Consider the following 17,175-nt stretch of genomic DNA (forward strand, 5'->3'; position numbering starts at 1 on the left):
GCAATCAACAGATGATGTAAATCTACAAAAATTCGTAAAAACGTCAAAAAATTTTAAACATCCCTTGTTGCTTTTGTGTTTATATTATTATGAAATCATTTTAGATCAGTCTAGAGAGTAATCTTATTTTGTTTATAATCTAATTGTTTAGATGACATTTTATAGGCCATAATCCCAAATAATATTCCAGCCAATCCTCTGAATATCGTTGAAATAATCATTGCGATATTCATACTGAATGATTCAAGTAAAAAAACACCAAGTTGTGGAGCGATGAAGGAAACGATTGAAAGTAAGAAGTTATAATTAGCGATATAAGAAGTGCGATGTTCTTCTTCAGTCGCTTCTAGTAAACTATTAAATAATATTAAAACTGTACCAGATACAAAGAATCCTGATGTAAAGTTTACGATAAATAAGTATACATAATTTGTTGATAAAATATTTAAAATAGGTGCAGAGGCCATACCGATTGAAATCCAAATTAATAATTGAGTATTACTATAACGATTCGCCATTCTTGCCCACCAACGAAAGCTAACAATTTGTGAAAGTTGGTTGCTTACAGTAAATAAACTAATCCAAAAAGCCGTTGCATGAGCAAATCTTATTTGATAGATCGAAAATAAAGACCATGCCATCTGCCATGCGAAATTAAAAAATAGTGCACAAACTAAAAATGTAATATAAGGTTTATATTGAAAAAGGTGTTTCGAAAAAGGAGAATAATGATTAGAGATTTCAATTTTTTGCTTCTCTTCTTTATGTTTCAATAGATAAAAGAACTCGATCATCCCAAAAATAAATGCGAATAAAAAAAGTAATTGATATGGAAGCGCACTTTTTGGATTAATGGATTTCATACATATTCCTGCTAAAAGCGTTACAATCATTCCTGTAAAGGTTAGTATTCTATTACGATTGCCAAAAAATGCATTTCGGCGATCAGCAGGAATTAAATCACCAATAAATGCTTGCCAACTTAAATTTGAAAATGTACCGGGAAAATTCATTAATGCAATTAAAATAACAAACACCATGCGATATGCTCAGATTTAATAAATGGAAGAAAAACCATTATCAATAGGAAAAAACGAGTAAAGAAAATGGAGTAAGCTGTGAATTTTCTTTTTTCTTCTAATTTATTAACCATAAAAGCAGCTGGAAGCATTGCGGCCATTCCGACAATTGAAGGTAAGGAAGAAATTAAACCAACCTGATAATTGTTAGCCCCTAAAATGGCAATAGCAAACAAAATAAAATAGTTATTCGACAAACTGATCGCGATTGTAGATGCAGCTCCATTTTTAATGCTCTGGGATTCATTATGTAGCACATCTTGTTTACTGTAAATCAACTGACTTTCCTTCTTCCTTTTTTAATTTCATAATTTCGATATGAAATTAAATTTTAAATTTTAAAATAATTCAGTAGAACAATAGCATATTTATGCACTAAATTCTATGTTTTAGAACCAATTTTTAATGTTAAATAATGGCATTATTAAGAGAAGGAATTACCAAAAATTAGTTATTCATTTCTGAGTTTAAAAATTGCATTTTATATTATTTTTGACTAAACTAGAATAATCTGTCTGATGTACTAAGATTCATATTTAAAACATATTAAATATTGGAAAGAACAATTTTTAATTGTTAAGCCATACTAAGATTAGAATTGACGTAAAATAATTCCAATTATTTCATCGTCAATTTTTTATTTCACTTTAAGATGATGGTTACGTGGGCAGTAGCCATTTCCACTACGTCCCTGACTTCGCCAAAAAATGGCTGGTCAAATGAAGTTTTCTTTATTTTACATAATTAAGAATATACGGCAAGGAGAAGAGACATATGTTTTCACCAGTTTACAAAGTAAATGATGATGGAGAAATTTACTTAAGTACAAAAGGCTTTTCAGTAACCTACGACCAATTTAAAGAGGATGAACAAGGAAACGCATATGTAATTGTAAAAAGCGATGAAGAACCACTAATTAGAGTGAAACTACTTCTACATAATATTGGAAATGCAAAAACACCAGAATTAGAAGTAAAAAACAAATCAGGATTAGGTCAAGTGGAAATAAGATTAATTCGAGTAAAAATTAAAAAATTCAAAAATGGATGGGGAGCAAAAATCCCTCTATCGAATGGTGAGGTGACGATTAAAGGAGATATTCCAAAACACGTCAAGATCCAAGTAGTTCGAAAAATTAAACTAGCGTAGTATTTAAATACGGTAATACAATTATTATTCTAATTTCTTAATGGAAAGATTATTAATTCTTATAGTTTTGCACTTATTTATTTCATATTTTTAAAGATGTCTCGGTAGCAGACATCTTTTTTAATCAAAGAAAAGCCTCAAGGATATTTAATATCTTGGGGCTTTTCTTTGATTAAAAGGGATTTCTAAAAATATTAGGAAACAAATTTTAAGAAAAAATTAAGGATTCTATTACATAATTAAATTAATTCAATATAAAGGAGTGCGAATCACATGGAAGAATTAGAATCAAATTTAGTTGAAAATAATCAAAAAACGAATTTGAATAATCGTTCAACAACATTTGAATTTTCTCCAAAAGTAATTTCCATTTTATTAGTAATAAATTTAGTAATTGGCGTTTTCACATTAATAGGAGTTGGCTATTTAAGTTTTAAAACCAATGATCGTACCCAAATGATGAGAAACTTCCGAAATGGAGGAGACTTCCCACATAACGGGGGTGGAGGATCTTTTAATCAACAACCTCCTTCATCAGATAGCAGCAATTAGATATACAATTTCAGTTTTAATCGGATCATCTGTACTTTACACATTTGGTGGTATGATAAGTGTAGGTGGGAAAAATTGTATTTACATGTTTCAAGTACAGCCAGAGTGAAGCTTCAATATGAGATAAATTCAAGCAATACGATTTGGATAAATAAAGTGGAGCGTTGAATGTAATGAACGCTTCTTTTTAGTCTAATGGAGGAAAAAAATGAGAATTTTAGTTGTAGAAGATCATATAGAAGTTTTAAATTCAGTCGTTGAATTATTATCAAATGATTTTAAAGTAGATAAAGCGTTAGAAGGGGAAGAAGGCTATTTCTTGGCGATGCAAAACATATATGATGTGATTGTGTTAGATGTAATGTTGCCTGAGAAAAATGGTTTTGAAATTGTTAAGGACTTGAGAAAAGTAGGGGTACATACACCAGTTCTTTTTCTAACTGCCAAAGATTCACTTGAAGATCGTGTTGAAGGATTAAACTTAGGAGCGGACGATTATTTAGTAAAACCATTTCAAGGGCCGGAATTACTAGCAAGAATCTATGCATTACTTAGAAGAAGTGGTAAATTAACAATTGATAGTTCATTGAAATACCAAGGAATCATATTAAAAGGAAAAGAGCATCCTGTTGAAATAAATAATGAACCGATTCATTTAACAATTAAACAATATGAATTACTGGAATACTTCATTCAAAACCAAGGAAAGATTTTAATGAAAGAACAAATTTTTGATAGGATTTGGGGATTTGATTCTGATACGACTGTTGCAATTGTAGAAGTATACGTACATCAACTCCGAAAAAAGCTAGATCCATATCATTATGGTAGTATGATTAAAACAGTCAGAGGTATCGGATATATTATGAAAGATGACTAGGTGAAGAGATGTTTAAAAAAACAAAAATTCGTTTAACGATTATAAATTCAGTAGTATTTATCTTCATAATTGGAATCCTTTCGTTCATTATCTATTCATATACAAATAATCGTTTATATAAAGAAGTCGATCAATCACTTTTATGGAATATTAATCGTATACAAAATAGTGATGATCCATATCGCTTGCCAATATCCAATCGAGATCCACGTATTTTAATGATCATGTGGGATGAAAATAAAAAATTAGTAAATCCCATGCCAGGTATGAATGCGATTATTTTACAAGATGAGCTTAAGCATCCTACAAAAATTAATGAAATATATAATGATAAAATCGGTGATATGAATTATCGAACGATTTCAATTCAAGGTGAAACCAATCGTGGGAAAATTACACTACAAATATTACGTAATATCGACTCAGAAAAGGATTTACTTGATACATTATTAATCATATTAATTATTGGTTGGGTTTTGGGAAGTGCATTATCAGTTGTAGCTGGTTATGTTTTGGCTGGCCGCGCACTCGTACCAATAAGAAACGCATGGCAAAAACAACAAGAATTCGTATCGGATGCATCACATGAAATCAGAACGCCACTAACCGTAATTCAATCACGTTTGGAGTTATTGCTAAGAGAGCCAGACGCAACAATCGAAGAAAAGGCACAAGATTTTTCAATTATGTTAAAAGAGAATAGGCGCCTTTCTAAACTAGTAGCAAGCTTATTAACTTTAGCTAGATCAGATTCAGGGCAAATACAATTAAATAAAAAAATATTCTCCATAAATGAATTGTTAGAAGAAGTTGTATCGCACTTTACTGAAATCATTTCATTTCAAAGTAAAGAAATCTTTATATCAATTAAAGATACGTATTTTTACTTTGGTGATCAAGAAAGAATTCATCAATTACTTGTGATTTTAATTGACAATGCAATGAAATTTACAAACGAAAATGATACGATCCAAATTAACTGTAAACAAGTAAAAAATAATCTTCTTATTCAGGTTATAGATAGTGGAGTGGGAATAAAAGAAGAAAATCTGCCTCGAATATTTGACCGATTCTTCCAGGAAGATGTCTCACGTACATCAAAGAATGGAATTGGGCTCGGCTTATCCATTGCTAAATGGATTGTTGAAGAACATGGTGGGAAAATAAAAGTTCAAAGTAAAATTGGAGAAGGAACTAGTTTTGGAATATCTTTACCAATTATGTCCTCTTCAAAAAATAGCTAAGTTCCAAGAAATTGCAAATTAAGAAAATAATTTGGTGAAATAAAGTAAATTTCCGACATTATTTCCTAAGAAATAGCGATAAACTACAATAATTGAATTAAACCAAAAAAATTAATACTTGCGAGAAAATCCACTATAAATTAGTGGTTTTTTTTGTGAAGAAAAATAAGGAACTCCGATACATTAATTTAGGGATGAAAGGAATCATTAATTGTTGAATTGAATATGTTTTAAAAGATAAATTGAGTTATATTGTACGATTAGATGAGTGGTAAGTTAATACAACTTTAAGATATAAATAAGGATACACTTAAATACTTTTTAATTTGAAACTTTAGGACCTTTCTACATGCGGGTGAAATTGTAGCGGTCCTTTTTCATTTTTGGTTTATTTCTTTTTTATACCAGTTTTTTTAGAAAACTAGAAAAATTGTTGAAGTGAGGTTTTACAATGGAAGAACAATTTTCGAGTTTAAATAGGAAAAAGATCAAGAAAACATTAGCTGAAAAAGAATTCGATTTATTAGTAATTGGTGGAGGGATTACGGGATGTGGTGTTGCACTTGATGCAACTACTAGAGGGATGAATACTGCTCTAGTTGAGATGCAAGATTTTGCTTCGGGTACATCTAGTCGTTCTACTAAGCTAGTTCACGGTGGATTACGATATTTAAAACAGTATGAATTTAAAATGGTAGCAGAGGTTGGGAAAGAACGGGCAATTGTTTATGAAAATGGACCACATGTGACTACACCTGAATGGATGTTACTTCCCATTTATAAGGGTGGAACTTTTGGTAAGTTTACTACTTCTATTGGCCTTAGATTATACGACTATTTAGCAGGGGTAAAAAAAGAAGAGCGAAGAAAAATGTTAAATCGAAAAGAAACGATTGAAAAGGAGCCATTAATAAAAAGAGAAGGGTTAAAAGCTGGAGGGTATTACGTTGAATATCGAACTGATGATGCTAGACTTACAATTGAAATAATAAAAAAAGCAGTTGAACTTGGAGCACAGGCAATCAATTATGTAGAAGTGACAGATTTCATCTATGAAAATAATCGAATAGTAGGAGTCAAAGTAATCGATTTAATAACGAAAGTACCTTTTACAATTCGGGCAAAGAGGATTGTTAATGCAACCGGACCTTGGGTTGACCAGCTTAGGGAAATGGAACGATTAGAAAGTGATAAAAATCTTAGACTAACAAAAGGTGTTCATTTAGTAATTGATCATAAGAAGTTTCCTTTAAATCAGTCTGTTTATTTTGATACGATGGATGGACGGATGGTCTTTGCAATTCCAAGAGATGGAAAGACTTATGTTGGTACAACAGATACATTTTTTGATCAAGATCCAGCTAATGCAAAAGTAAGTAATGAAGATAAAGAGTATTTATTAAATTGTGTTCAATATATGTTTCCGACAATTAAGCTGGAAGATACTGACATTGAATCTAGCTGGGCTGGTATTCGTCCTTTAATTTTGGAAGAAGGTAAGAATCCTTCTGAAATCTCAAGAAAGGATGAGATTTGGGAATCATCTTCGGGGTTAATTTCAATAGCTGGAGGAAAGTTAACAGGCTATCGTAAAATGGCTGAGACAATTGTCGACCTTATATTAAAAGATAATAGAAATAAATTTAAAGAATGTCAGACTAAAAATTTACCAATATCCGGTGGCGATGTCGGAGGCTCAAAAGGTTTTAATTATTTTAAAAGACGATTTTCATCTGCTGGTATTGCAATTGGATTAAGTGAATCAGAATATAAAAGATTAAGTAAAATGTATGGATCGAATATAGAAGATTTAATGAATATATCATTTAGTGAATTGAAAAATGAGTCTAATCTACCATTATCATTATTTTTACAACTAGAATATGGAATTCAAAACGAAATGATTGTAAAGCCAGTTGACTTTTTTATAAGGAGAACTGGATTTTTATTTTTTCGAATGGATCTAGTTAATAAGTATAAAGACGAAGTGATTCATTATATGGCGAAAAGACTAAATTGGAACAAGTATCAAATTTTAGAATATCATTTGGAGTTGGAAGAGCAAATAAAAAATGCTGTTTCTTCTACTGATGAATAATGATTAAAATACGTTCAAAAATTAAGAAGACCCAGACTGTTTGAAAGTAAGAAGAGTTCATCAACAGCCTGGGTATTTTTATTATCTTGAAACAAATTTATTATCCGTAATCCAAAACCTCCACGGATAGTCCCTCGCTTCACCGGTATTTTCAATACCGATTCTAGGTCCACTACTAATATGTTCTGGTTTAATTCCTTCTTTGATGTAAACAGGAGGGAGCCAAATCGGTTTTCCATAAGACTCCATCGTAATATTCAGTGCTTTTGTAAGCTTACCAGGTCCATTCGTTAAATTAGAAATAGGCTGATTTTTACGAAATTCGATCATTTTTTCAATCCCGTTCACAGGTTCTAGTGCTCTAATTAATACTCCCTGTGGTTTTCCGATTTCTTCACAAACTATATTAATTAAAGTATGTGTATGCATTTGGTAAGTATAGATGTAACCTCCCTCATGAAACATGATTTCTGTTCGTTTCGTACGTCGGTTCTGAAAACTATGTGCAGCGCGATCTTCTGGCCCCATATATGCTTCTGTCTCTACAATTATTCCGGAAAGTTCCATTTCGTCAGTATTATGAACTAGTATTTTACCTAAAAGCTCCTTTGCTACTTGTATAGCTGGTTTTAAAAAGAAATCTTGTTTTAATGTCGAATTCATAAAATACTCCTCGAAACTTGTTTAATAAAAAGAGAAAATGTATTTTTTTGTCTAGTTAATAAGTATATTTACCTATCGCAATGTTAAAAAAACGTTAAAATTAGATTAAATATAATAACGGAATTATTAGAAATTATTCATAATTACTCATTGTACAATCCCCTTCAAGCTTGTACTATTTACTTAGTTGTTAGAATATTCGAAAAAGGGGTGCGAAATATGGCAAGACCGTCTTATTGGAAAGTATTATCGAGTGTTACAATTGCTTCAGCATTAAGTATGTCCATTTTTTCAGCGGGAGTTACTTCAAAAGCAGCAATTCCTACTGAAAGTGAAAGCAAGCAAGTACTAGAAAGTCCTTATTTAGATTTAAATGTAGTGGATGAAGAAAGATTAGAAAAAGCCTTAAGAGACAGAGGCGTGATCAAATCATCTGATAGCTCTAAAGTAGCTAAAGAAAAAGTACAAGCATACATAAAAGAAAAACAAGGTGCATATAAAGAGAAAGTTAAAGCACAATCAGATGCAAAAATTGCTGATAAACAAAGAGAAACATTGGAAAAACGTAAAGCTCAACTTTTAAAACAATTAAATAAAGGCCATGGAAACTATAAAAAAGGCAAACCAAACGGTGTAGTAAAAGTTGATCCTGCAAAACAAGCTGGCTATAACGGCGGAGTTCGTGAAGATAAAGTATTAGTCATCTTAACTGAGTTTGCTGATTTCAAACATAACAATATAGATAAACAAGATGGGTATATTTATACTGAAGATTTCAGTAAAAAGCATTACGAAGATATGCTTTTTGGAGATAAAGATTTTACTTTAAACGATGGCTCTAAAATAAAAACGTTTAAACAATTTTATGAAGAACAATCAGGTGGAAGTTATACTGTAAAAGGTACAGTAACAGACTGGTTAACAGTTTCTGGAAATGCAGCTGATTATGGTGATGATAACCCAACTGGTGGACATGATAATCTTGCACCAAAAGGTCCACGTGATCTTGTTAAGGAATCATTACGAGCAGCAATCAATTCAGGTATTAATTTAGCTGATTTTGATGATTTAGATATTTATGACCTTGATGGTGATGGTAATATTAATGAGCCGGACGGATTAGTCGATCACTTAATGGTTCTTCATGCTGGAACAGGTCAAGAAGCTGGTGGAGGTAAATTAGGTGATGATGCAATTTGGTCACATCGTTGGACTTTAAATGGAGTAACTCCTTTCGCAGGGACAGAAGCAAAAGTTCCATACTGGAATGGAATGATGGCTGCATATGATTACACAATCGAGCCAGAAGATGGAGCAGTTGGTGTATTTGCTCACGAGTTTGGTCATGATTTAGGATTACCAGATGAGTACGATACTCAGTATACAGGTAATGGGGAGCCAGTTGCTTCTTGGTCTGTTATGAGCGGTGGTAGTTGGAACGGTGCAATCGCTGGAACAACACCTACAAGTTTCTCACCACAAAACAAAGAGTATTTCCAAAAAACAATGGGTGGAAACTGGGCAAATATGACTGAAGTAGATTATAAAGATATTGATGAAAAAGGTATTGCTGCTATTATCGATCAAAGTGTTACTAAATCAAATAATCCAGCGATCGTAAAGGTTAACTTACCTAAAAAAGAAGTGAAAAGTAAAATCCAACCTCAATTTGGTGCAAAGTATTACTATAGTACAAAAGGCGATGACCTCCATACTACAATGACTTCACCAGTATTTGATTTAACAGCAGCTACAACTGCAAGCTTTGCTGTAAAAGCAAACTATGAGGTTGAATATGATTACGATTATGTATATGTAAATGTATTAGATGCAACAACTGGTGCTAAACTTGCAACAATTGATACGATTGGTGATGAAAATACAGCAGGCGGACTTGAAACTTCTAAAGGACTTTGGGTAGATAAAGTTTATGACTTATCTGAATTCAAAGGAAAGAATGTAAAAGTTCAGTTTGAATATGTTACAGATGGTGGACTAGCTCCTGAAGGATTTGCTTTCGACGAAGCAAAATTAACTGTTGACGGTGCAGTTAAATTTACTGATGGTGCTGAAGGAACTCCAGCATTTACATTAGACAAAGCAACTGTATCTAATGGTACTGATTTTAAAGATCACTACTACTATTTAGAGTGGAGAAACTATGTTGGCTCTGATAAAGCATTAGAATATTCACGCGGAGTTAAGTATAATACTGGTTTAGTAGTTTGGTATGGTGATGATAGCTACACAGATAACTGGACAGGTGTTCACCCTGGTGAAGGTTTCTTAGGTGTTGTAGATGCTCATCCAGAGGCTATTGTTGGTGCATTAAATGGTAAACCATCAGTATCACAAAGTACTCGTTACCAAGTAGCTGACGCTGCTTTCAGTTACGACAAATCACCTGAATTTTATATTAATTCACCATCTCGTGGAATCTTTGACTATGATGGACTACCTGGTGTAACAGAATTTGATGATTCTAAAAGTTACCAAAATGCTTTAATTCCTGATGCAGGAAGAAAAGTGCCTAACTTCGGATTAAAATTCCAAGTAATTGGGGAAGCAAAAGATAATTCAGCTGGTGCTGTTTGGATTCATAAGTAATAAGAAAGAATACGAGTCTGATATCATTTCAGATTCGTATTTTTTTTTTGTTTTTTGACTGACTGACTGATGATGGGGGGAATTTGTCTTTTTTACCTGCTATGGGGAAGGAAATTTCTAGATTTAGCGTAAATAGTTCCCCATGAACTTGTTATGAGGAATAATATTGAAAAACCGGGGTAAATAGTTCCCCATGAACCAGTTAAGAGGAAGTAATTTTGAAAAACCGTGGTAAATAGTTCCCCATGAACCTGTTAAGAGGAAGTAATTTTGAAAAACCGGGGTAAATAGTTCCTCATGAACCCGTTATGGGGAAGTAATTTTGAGTATCCGGCGAAGATAGTTCCCCATGAACGCGTTAAGGGGAAGTAATATTCAAGAATTAGCGAAAATAGTTCCCCATGAACCTGTTAAGAGGAAGTAACTTTGAAAATCCAGCGAAGGTAATTCCTCATGAACCCGTTATGGGGAAGTAACTTTGAAAATCCAGCGAAGATAGTTCCTCATGAACCCGTTAAGAGGAAGTAATTTTGAAAAACCGGGGTAAATAGTTCCTCATGAACCCGTTATGGGGAAGTAATTTTGAGTATCCGGCGAAGATAGTTCCCCATGAACGCGTTAAGGGGAAGTAATATTCAAGAATTAGCGAAGATAGTTCCCCATGAACCTGTTATGGGGAAGTAACTTTGAAAATCCAGCGAAGGTAATTCCTCATGAACCCGTTATGGGGAAGTAACTTTGAAAATCCAGCGAAGATAGTTCCTCATGAACCCGTTAAGGGGAAGTAATTTTGAAAATCTAGCGAAGATAGTTCCTCATGAACCTGTTATGGGGAAGTAATTTTGAAAATCCAGCTAAGATAATTCCCCATGGACCTGTTATGGGGAAGTAATTTTGAAAATCCAGCTAAGATAATTCCTCATGAACCTGTTAAGAGGAAGTAACTTTGAAAATCCAGCGAAGATAGTTCCTCATGAACCCGTTATGGGGAAGTAATATTCAAGAATTAGCGAAAATAGTTCCCCATGAACCTGTTAAGAGGAAGTAATTTTGAAAAACCGCGGTAAATAGTTCCCCATGAACCTGCTACGAGGAAGTAATTTTGAAAATCTAACGTAAATACTTCCTCAAGAACCCTTAATAAATTTCGTCTTCTTTCCCGACCCAATAACAAACTTTAGAAAGGCATCTGTTTTCGCCTAAAAGCTCGCCGATTCGTGGGTTTTCTTAATCGTGGTTTTTATGAACAAAATAGTTTTAATGGACTTTACGTATTTAACGTTCATAAAAACTTTTTTCAGAATTATTAAACTATAATACTTGTATTAGAAAGCGTTTCCAAAAAGGGGAGGAACTATAGGTGAAATTTAAAAAGACTAGTTTGTTTGTAATGACTTCTTTAATTGCTGTAAGTCTAGCTGCATGTAAAAGTAATAGTGTATCAACAGGAAGCAATAACTCTTCTTATCCTAATAAGGCAATTTCGGTTGTAGCACCATCAGGAGCTGGCGGCGGATGGGATTTGACAGCTAGGTCGTTCACTAAAGTTTTAAGTGAAACAAAACTTGTTAAAGAACCTATGACTGTAGAAAATAAACCAGGTGGTGGCGGTACAGTATTCATGGCTGAGTATGCTACACAGGATATTGCCAATAATGAAAAATTATTCGTAAATTCACCACCTATCATTATTAACAACTTGAAAAAAGAGGGGAATAGTCCTTACGGCTATAAAAATAGTACACCTTTAGCTCAGTTAACAAAGGATTATGGTGCAATTGTTGTAAAAGCTGATTCTAAGTATAAAGATTTAAAATCACTTTTAGATGATATTAAAAAGAATCCGAAGAAGATTACTTTAGCTGGAGGGTCTGCTCCAGGGTCTATGGATCATTTGATTGGAATTTTACCAGCTTATAAATACGGTATTGATCCTACGAAAATTAAGTATGTATCCTATGATGGTGGCTCAGAGGCAATCACAGCATTATTAGGTAATAATGCAGATGCCATTTCGACTGATATTTCTAGTACGCTTGAGTTTGTTAAATCAGGTAAAGTTAAAGTTTTGGCAGTAACATCACCAGAGCGTTTGCAAGGGGATGTATTATCTAAGTTTCCAACAGCTAAAGAACAAGGAATAGATGCTGAGTTTATCATTTGGCGTGGGGTTTTTGGACCGGAGAAAATGTCGAAGGAAGCATACTCATATTGGGAAAAAACAATTTCAAAATTAGTTGAGACAAAAGAATGGAAAGAAGAGGTAGAAAAGCAAGGTTGGCAGTCGGAATATAAAGATGGTAAAGAATTTAGCTCATTCTTATCAGAACAAGAAACGCAAGTTCAAGATTTATTAAAAGCTTTAGGCATGAGTAAATAACTGAAAAAAAGAAGGGGATCATACTCCTTCTTTTCCATTATTGAACATAATGAGGTGAGATATATGAATAAAAAATTTGATCGATTAGCAGCTATCATTTTTCTTATTACGGGTATTACTTTTATTTTAGAGAGTCGAAGTATAGCAGCCACTGCCTATGGAAGTGTAGTTGGTCCGAACGTTTTTCCTTTTATGCTTGGCTGTGCGCTTTCTTTATTAAGTTGTAGGTTATTTTACGAAACATTTTCTTATAAGGAAAAAGAAAAGGAAGCAGTTCAATATCATTATAAGCAATTTTTTATTATCCTAATTTCAGCAATTCTTTATGCACTTTTACTTGAGAAAATCGGTTTTATTATTAGTTCATCTTTATTCCTAATTGTTGCCATTCAAACAATGGAGCGCGGTAACCGGATAAAATCTCTTTCAATTTCATTAGGTTATTCTTTCATTATTTATTTTATTTTTGTGGATGTTTTAAAAGGTACGTTACCTGTTTGGTCAATCTGGTTTTAAGAAAAAAGAAGGGAGAGTATTAACTTGAGTACTTTTCAATATTTAATGCAGGGGTTTGAAACTGCATTTACATGGTATAACTTATTGTTTGCTTTTGCTGGTGTATTAATTGGTACAGCAGTAGGGGTATTACCTGGTATTGGGCCAATGAGTGGTGTCGCTCTATTAATACCTGTTACTGCTTCGGTAACTGGTTTTTTAGGACCTGAGCAAGCAGCAGGCAGTGCAATTATTTTATTAGCTGGTGTATATTATGGGGCTATGTATGGTGGTTCTACTACATCAATTCTATTAAACACTCCGGGGGAATCTTCCTCGGTAGTGACGACTTTAGATGGCTATCAAATGGCCAAAAAAGGTAGAGCGGGAAGTGCTTTGTCAATCGCAGCTATTGGCTCATTTGTGGCAGGAATCTTTACTCTCATTGCACTAATTGTATTAGCAAAACCATTATCTGCATTAGCAATTAAGTTCGGTCCAGCAGAATACTTTTCATTAATGCTTCTTGGTTTATGTGCAGTAAGTGGATTAGCAGGAAAGTCAGTAACAAAAGCATTAATTATGACAATCCTCGGACTATTACTAGCTACAATAGGAATCGATTCTGTATCAGGAGTTTCTCGTTTTACATATGACATTCCTTGGCTTTATCAAGGGTTAGAATTTTTAACAGTGGCTGTAGGACTATTTGCTTTAGGGGAAGTATTTAAAACAATTATTGAAAATGAAGCTGAAGATGGCGAGATGGCAAAGATTAATAATTTATTACCTTCTAAAGAAGAATTAAAAGAAAGTGCAGCACCGATCGCTAGAGGTTCTATATTAGGATTTTTCGTCGGTTTATTACCAGGAGCAGGTGCAATTTTAGCTTCATTTTTTGCTTATATTTTAGAAAAGAAGGTTAGTAAAACGCCTGAAAAATTTGGTACTGGTACAATTGCTGGTGTTGCATCTCCTGAGTCAGCAAACAATGCAGCGTCTGGAGGGGCGATGATTCCTTTATTAACTTTAGGGATTCCAAGTTCAGGAACAACAGCAATCCTAATGGGTGCTTTAATGATGTATAACATACAACCGGGACCACTTCTTTTCGATGAACATCCTGATGTTGCTTGGGGATTAATTGCGAGTATGTTTATTGGTAATGTTATGCTGATCATCTTAAACATGCCTTTAGTAAAAATATTTGCAAAGATTATACAAACACCAAAGAAATACTTATTGCCACTAATTGTAGCTATTTCAATATTTGGTGTTTATGCTGTACAAGTATCAGTAAATGATTTACTTCTATTAATAGCATGTGGTATTTTCGGATATTTCCTTTCAAAAAATGATTTTCCAATCGCACCACTAGTATTAGGAATCGTTTTAGGTCCAATGATTGAGAATAATTTAAGAAGAGCTTTAACTGTATCAAATGGTGATTATCGTATTTTCTTTACTCATCCTATTTCATTAGCATTTTTAATAATTGGATTACTTTGGATCCTCATTCCAATTATTATTAAAATGAAGGGTAAGGAAGTAGTTATTAATGTAGAAGCTTAAATTTCTAACAAAACTCCTTTAATAAAAGGAGTTTTTTGATTATTATAAAAATATAAGGAGAAATATTATGCGTTTACATTATAAGCTAATCATCTTTATTTCTGTTCTCATTTTAGTTATTAGTAGTGTTTTTGAAATAGTATCTCAAGAAATGTTTTTAAAAAACCTTAAACATGAAAAGGGATTAAAGGCCTTGGCCATTTCTCAAACAGTAGCAAATATGCCAGAAGTTCGTGAAGCATTTTCAAGTGAAAATCCATCAGGAATCATTCAGCCAATTGTTGAAAAAATCCGAAAGAAAGTTGGAGCGGAATTTATTGTTGTTGGGAATAAAAATGAAATACGTTATTCACATCCAAATTCATTACTAATAGGTCAGAAAATGGTTGGTGGAGATAATGATAAAGTATTTAAGGGACAGGAAATCGTATCCGAATCGACCGGTACACTTGGCCCTTCTTTAAGGGGAAAAACTCCTATTATTGATGATGATGGTAACGTAATCGGAGTTGTTTCTGTAGGTTACTTAATAAAAGATATCGATCATGAGGCAAATGCTTTTAGCAAAAAACTAATAAAAAATAGTATTGTTATATTACTACTTGGAATAGGGGTAGCTTTTTTAATTTCGTTTAATATTAAAAAATCGATATTCGGATTGGAGCCGAAAGAAATTGGAAGGATGTACAAAGAAAAGCACGCTATTTTAGAATCTATTCATGAAGGGATCATAGCGATTGATGAATACGGAGAGATTACGGTCGTAAATGAAAATGCTCATAAAGTACTTTCTATTCCAAATAATATAAAGCTTAGAGGATTAAAAATAGAAGACATTTTGCACAATTCACATTTGAAGAAAGTAGTTGAAACTGGTCAGCCAATTTATGATTTAGAGTTTTTAATAAATGAAAAAATAATGATTATTAATTGTATTCCGATCGTTGGAATGAATTCTAAAATTGTTGGCGCAGTCACTACCTTTAGGGAAAAATCAGAACTGAATAAATTGTTAAATGAACTATCGCAAATAAAAGCATATTCAGAGGGCCTTAGAGCACAAGCACATGAATACTCAAATAAGTTACATACAATTTTAGGCTTAATACAATTGGAATCTTATCAAGAAGCGATTGAGTTAATTTCAAAGGAATCAAATATAACTCAAAATATTATCCATTTTATTATGGAAGAAATTTCAGACCCAGTCGTTGCAGGACTTCTTTTAGGAAAAATAAGTTTAGCTAATGAGTTAAAAGTAGATTTTAACATTGATTATAATAGTAGTTTTGCAGATGTTCCAAAAGAAATTAACAAGGAAGATTTAATAACAATTATCGGAAATTTATTAAATAACGCATTCGAGGCAGTATTAGAAACAAATAAATCTGAAAAGCTTGTTTCACTATTTCTTACTGACTTAGGTGAGGATTTAGTGATTGAAATTGAGGATAATGCAAATGGAATTCCTGAAGAACTAATTAATGAGATATTTGAATATGGAATTTCTACTAAGGAGCAATCTAAAAATTCAGGGATCGGTCTTCACCTAGTCCAAAAATTACTCAATAAATTAAACGGACAAATTACTTTTCATTCAAACGAACATGGGGGAACTACATTTATTGTTGCCATTCCGAAACGCCAAAAGGAGAGTAACAGATATGATGAAAAAGAATTTAATAGAAGTGTTAATAGTTGAAGATGATAGTAGAATTGCAGAGATTCATCAGCGATTTATTGAAAGAATAGAAGGATTTAGTGTAATGGGTATTGCAACTAATTACGAAGAAGCAGTTGATTTAATTGAAATTCTCAAACCGCAGCTAGTATTATTAGATGTTTATTTTCCGGATATGAATGGCTTAGATTTTTTAAAATGGATGAAGAAACATTCAATTTTGGCAGATGTAATTATGATTACAGCAGCTAAAGAAATTGATTCAGTTAATAAGGCCTTACATTATGGGGTATTTGATTTTATTATTAAGCCAGTCATTTTTGAACGTTTAAAAAAGTCTCTAATTCGTTATGCAAGTTATTCAAATAAAGTGAAAAGCCTACAATTAAAAAGTGCTTATTTGACTCAAGATGAAATAGACGGTCTTATCGGCAAAAATAATTCAATCATTGAGGAGCAAAGTATATATCCTAAAGGAATTGATAAACTTACTTTAGATAAAGTGTTATTCGCGATAAAAGAAGTTCATAAAGGAATGACTGCTGAGAATATAGGGCTAGAAATTGGCGTTAGTCGAACTACTGCCAGGAGATATTTAGAATATCTAGTATCTGAAGGAAAAGTATTAGCGGATTTAGCGTATGGAACGATTGGAAGGCCAGAAAGAGTTTATTTAATAAAAAACTAGATTATTTAAGTATCCTTAATGACTATGACAAACCTAACATTTCTGTAACAGGAATTGTGAAAAATCATGATAGTGGGATCGTCTAAG

14 protein-coding genes are annotated in these 17,175 nt (G+C 32.8%); 11 read left to right on the forward strand and 3 right to left on the reverse strand.

Annotated elements, in window-relative coordinates:
- Window positions 1–110: 110 nt before the first annotated feature.
- Both ACSBO6_RS03535 and ACSBO6_RS03540 read right to left on the reverse strand, forming a co-directional pair.
- The gene (locus ACSBO6_RS03535) at window positions 111–1,040 is read right to left on the reverse strand and encodes an MFS transporter (RefSeq protein ID WP_498844162.1); all 930 of its coding nucleotides are present in this window, start codon (window positions 1,038–1,040) and stop codon (window positions 111–113) included.
- Window positions 1,022–1,357, reverse strand: a complete 336-nt coding sequence (locus tag ACSBO6_RS03540; protein WP_498844163.1) for a hypothetical protein — start codon at window positions 1,355–1,357, stop codon at window positions 1,022–1,024. The genes ACSBO6_RS03535 and ACSBO6_RS03540 overlap by 19 nt, the downstream gene beginning before the upstream one ends.
- Before the next feature lie 496 nt (window positions 1,358–1,853).
- Between ACSBO6_RS03540 and ACSBO6_RS03545 the strand changes: the two genes are divergently transcribed.
- The 5 genes from ACSBO6_RS03545 (at window position 1,854) to ACSBO6_RS03565 (ending at window position 7,002) form a co-directional block, all read left to right on the forward strand.
- Window positions 1,854–2,228, forward strand: a complete 375-nt coding sequence (locus tag ACSBO6_RS03545) for a hypothetical protein (protein WP_098845455.1) — start codon at window positions 1,854–1,856, stop codon at window positions 2,226–2,228.
- 273 nt (window positions 2,229–2,501) lie between these two features.
- The gene (locus ACSBO6_RS03550; protein ID WP_098845456.1) at window positions 2,502–2,780 is read left to right on the forward strand and encodes a hypothetical protein; all 279 of its coding nucleotides are present in this window, start codon (window positions 2,502–2,504) and stop codon (window positions 2,778–2,780) included.
- A gap of 208 nt (window positions 2,781–2,988) precedes the next feature.
- Window positions 2,989–3,660 carry a response regulator transcription factor gene (locus ACSBO6_RS03555; RefSeq protein ID WP_098845457.1) on the forward strand — a complete coding sequence of 224 codons (672 nt, stop codon included), beginning with the start codon at window positions 2,989–2,991 and terminating at the stop codon, window positions 3,658–3,660.
- A gap of 8 nt (window positions 3,661–3,668) precedes the next feature.
- Window positions 3,669–4,904, forward strand: coding sequence for a sensor histidine kinase (locus ACSBO6_RS03560; protein WP_098845458.1), 1,236 nt, complete (start codon window positions 3,669–3,671; stop codon window positions 4,902–4,904).
- 451 nt (window positions 4,905–5,355) lie between these two features.
- Entirely contained in the window at window positions 5,356–7,002 is a 1,647-nt protein-coding gene (locus tag ACSBO6_RS03565) for a glycerol-3-phosphate dehydrogenase/oxidase (protein ID WP_098845459.1), read from the forward strand.
- Window positions 7,003–7,083: 81 nt separating this feature from the next.
- Here ACSBO6_RS03565 and ACSBO6_RS03570 read toward each other — a convergent pair whose 3' ends face one another.
- The gene (locus tag ACSBO6_RS03570; protein ID WP_098845460.1) at window positions 7,084–7,665 is read right to left on the reverse strand and encodes a DNA-3-methyladenine glycosylase; all 582 of its coding nucleotides are present in this window, start codon (window positions 7,663–7,665) and stop codon (window positions 7,084–7,086) included.
- Between the two features lie 219 nt (window positions 7,666–7,884).
- Between ACSBO6_RS03570 and ACSBO6_RS03575 the strand changes: the two genes are divergently transcribed.
- The 6 genes from ACSBO6_RS03575 (at window position 7,885) to ACSBO6_RS03600 (ending at window position 17,088) form a co-directional block, all read left to right on the forward strand.
- Window positions 7,885–10,272, forward strand: a complete 2,388-nt coding sequence (locus tag ACSBO6_RS03575; protein ID WP_498844164.1) for an immune inhibitor A domain-containing protein — start codon at window positions 7,885–7,887, stop codon at window positions 10,270–10,272.
- A 1,360-nt stretch (window positions 10,273–11,632) separates the two neighbouring features.
- On the forward strand, window positions 11,633–12,652 hold the full coding sequence (locus ACSBO6_RS03580; protein WP_483295172.1) for a Bug family tripartite tricarboxylate transporter substrate binding protein: 1,020 nt from the start codon (window positions 11,633–11,635) through the stop codon (window positions 12,650–12,652).
- Between the two features lie 63 nt (window positions 12,653–12,715).
- Window positions 12,716–13,168, forward strand: coding sequence for a tripartite tricarboxylate transporter TctB family protein (locus ACSBO6_RS03585; RefSeq protein ID WP_498844165.1), 453 nt, complete (start codon window positions 12,716–12,718; stop codon window positions 13,166–13,168).
- 45 nt (window positions 13,169–13,213) lie between these two features.
- Window positions 13,214–14,719 carry a tripartite tricarboxylate transporter permease gene (locus ACSBO6_RS03590; RefSeq protein WP_483295174.1) on the forward strand — a complete coding sequence of 502 codons (1,506 nt, stop codon included), beginning with the start codon at window positions 13,214–13,216 and terminating at the stop codon, window positions 14,717–14,719.
- A 67-nt stretch (window positions 14,720–14,786) separates the two neighbouring features.
- Window positions 14,787–16,421, forward strand: a complete 1,635-nt coding sequence (locus ACSBO6_RS03595; protein ID WP_498844166.1) for an ATP-binding protein — start codon at window positions 14,787–14,789, stop codon at window positions 16,419–16,421.
- On the forward strand, window positions 16,387–17,088 hold the full coding sequence (locus tag ACSBO6_RS03600; protein ID WP_098845479.1) for a response regulator: 702 nt from the start codon (window positions 16,387–16,389) through the stop codon (window positions 17,086–17,088). The genes ACSBO6_RS03595 and ACSBO6_RS03600 overlap by 35 nt, the downstream gene beginning before the upstream one ends.
- Window positions 17,089–17,175: the final 87 nt, after the last annotated feature.

Source organism: Bacillus sp. AL-1R (assembly GCF_052180195.1).
GTDB lineage: Bacteria > Bacillota > Bacilli > Bacillales > Bacillaceae_G > Gottfriedia.

Excerpts from the sequence above, each read along its gene's own strand:
- ACSBO6_RS03550 (WP_098845456.1), top strand. The coding sequence starts at position 2,502 with ATGGAAGAATTAGAATCAAATTTAGTTGAAAATAATCAAAAAACGAAT.
- ACSBO6_RS03595 (WP_498844166.1), top strand. The coding sequence starts at position 14,787 with ATGCGTTTACATTATAAGCTAATCATCTTTATTTCTGTTCTCATTTTA.
- ACSBO6_RS03600 (WP_098845479.1), top strand. The coding sequence starts at position 16,387 with ATGAAAAAGAATTTAATAGAAGTGTTAATAGTTGAAGATGATAGTAGA.
- ACSBO6_RS03575 (WP_498844164.1), top strand. The coding sequence starts at position 7,885 with ATGGCAAGACCGTCTTATTGGAAAGTATTATCGAGTGTTACAATTGCT.
- ACSBO6_RS03535 (WP_498844162.1), bottom strand. The coding sequence starts at position 1,040 with ATGGTGTTTGTTATTTTAATTGCATTAATGAATTTTCCCGGTACATTT.
- ACSBO6_RS03545 (WP_098845455.1), top strand. The coding sequence starts at position 1,854 with ATGTTTTCACCAGTTTACAAAGTAAATGATGATGGAGAAATTTACTTA.
- ACSBO6_RS03565 (WP_098845459.1), top strand. The coding sequence starts at position 5,356 with ATGGAAGAACAATTTTCGAGTTTAAATAGGAAAAAGATCAAGAAAACA.
- ACSBO6_RS03590 (WP_483295174.1), top strand. The coding sequence starts at position 13,214 with ATGCAGGGGTTTGAAACTGCATTTACATGGTATAACTTATTGTTTGCT.
- ACSBO6_RS03560 (WP_098845458.1), top strand. The coding sequence starts at position 3,669 with ATGTTTAAAAAAACAAAAATTCGTTTAACGATTATAAATTCAGTAGTA.
- ACSBO6_RS03570 (WP_098845460.1), bottom strand. The coding sequence starts at position 7,665 with ATGAATTCGACATTAAAACAAGATTTCTTTTTAAAACCAGCTATACAA.
- ACSBO6_RS03555 (WP_098845457.1), top strand. The coding sequence starts at position 2,989 with ATGAGAATTTTAGTTGTAGAAGATCATATAGAAGTTTTAAATTCAGTC.
- ACSBO6_RS03585 (WP_498844165.1), top strand. The coding sequence starts at position 12,716 with ATGAATAAAAAATTTGATCGATTAGCAGCTATCATTTTTCTTATTACG.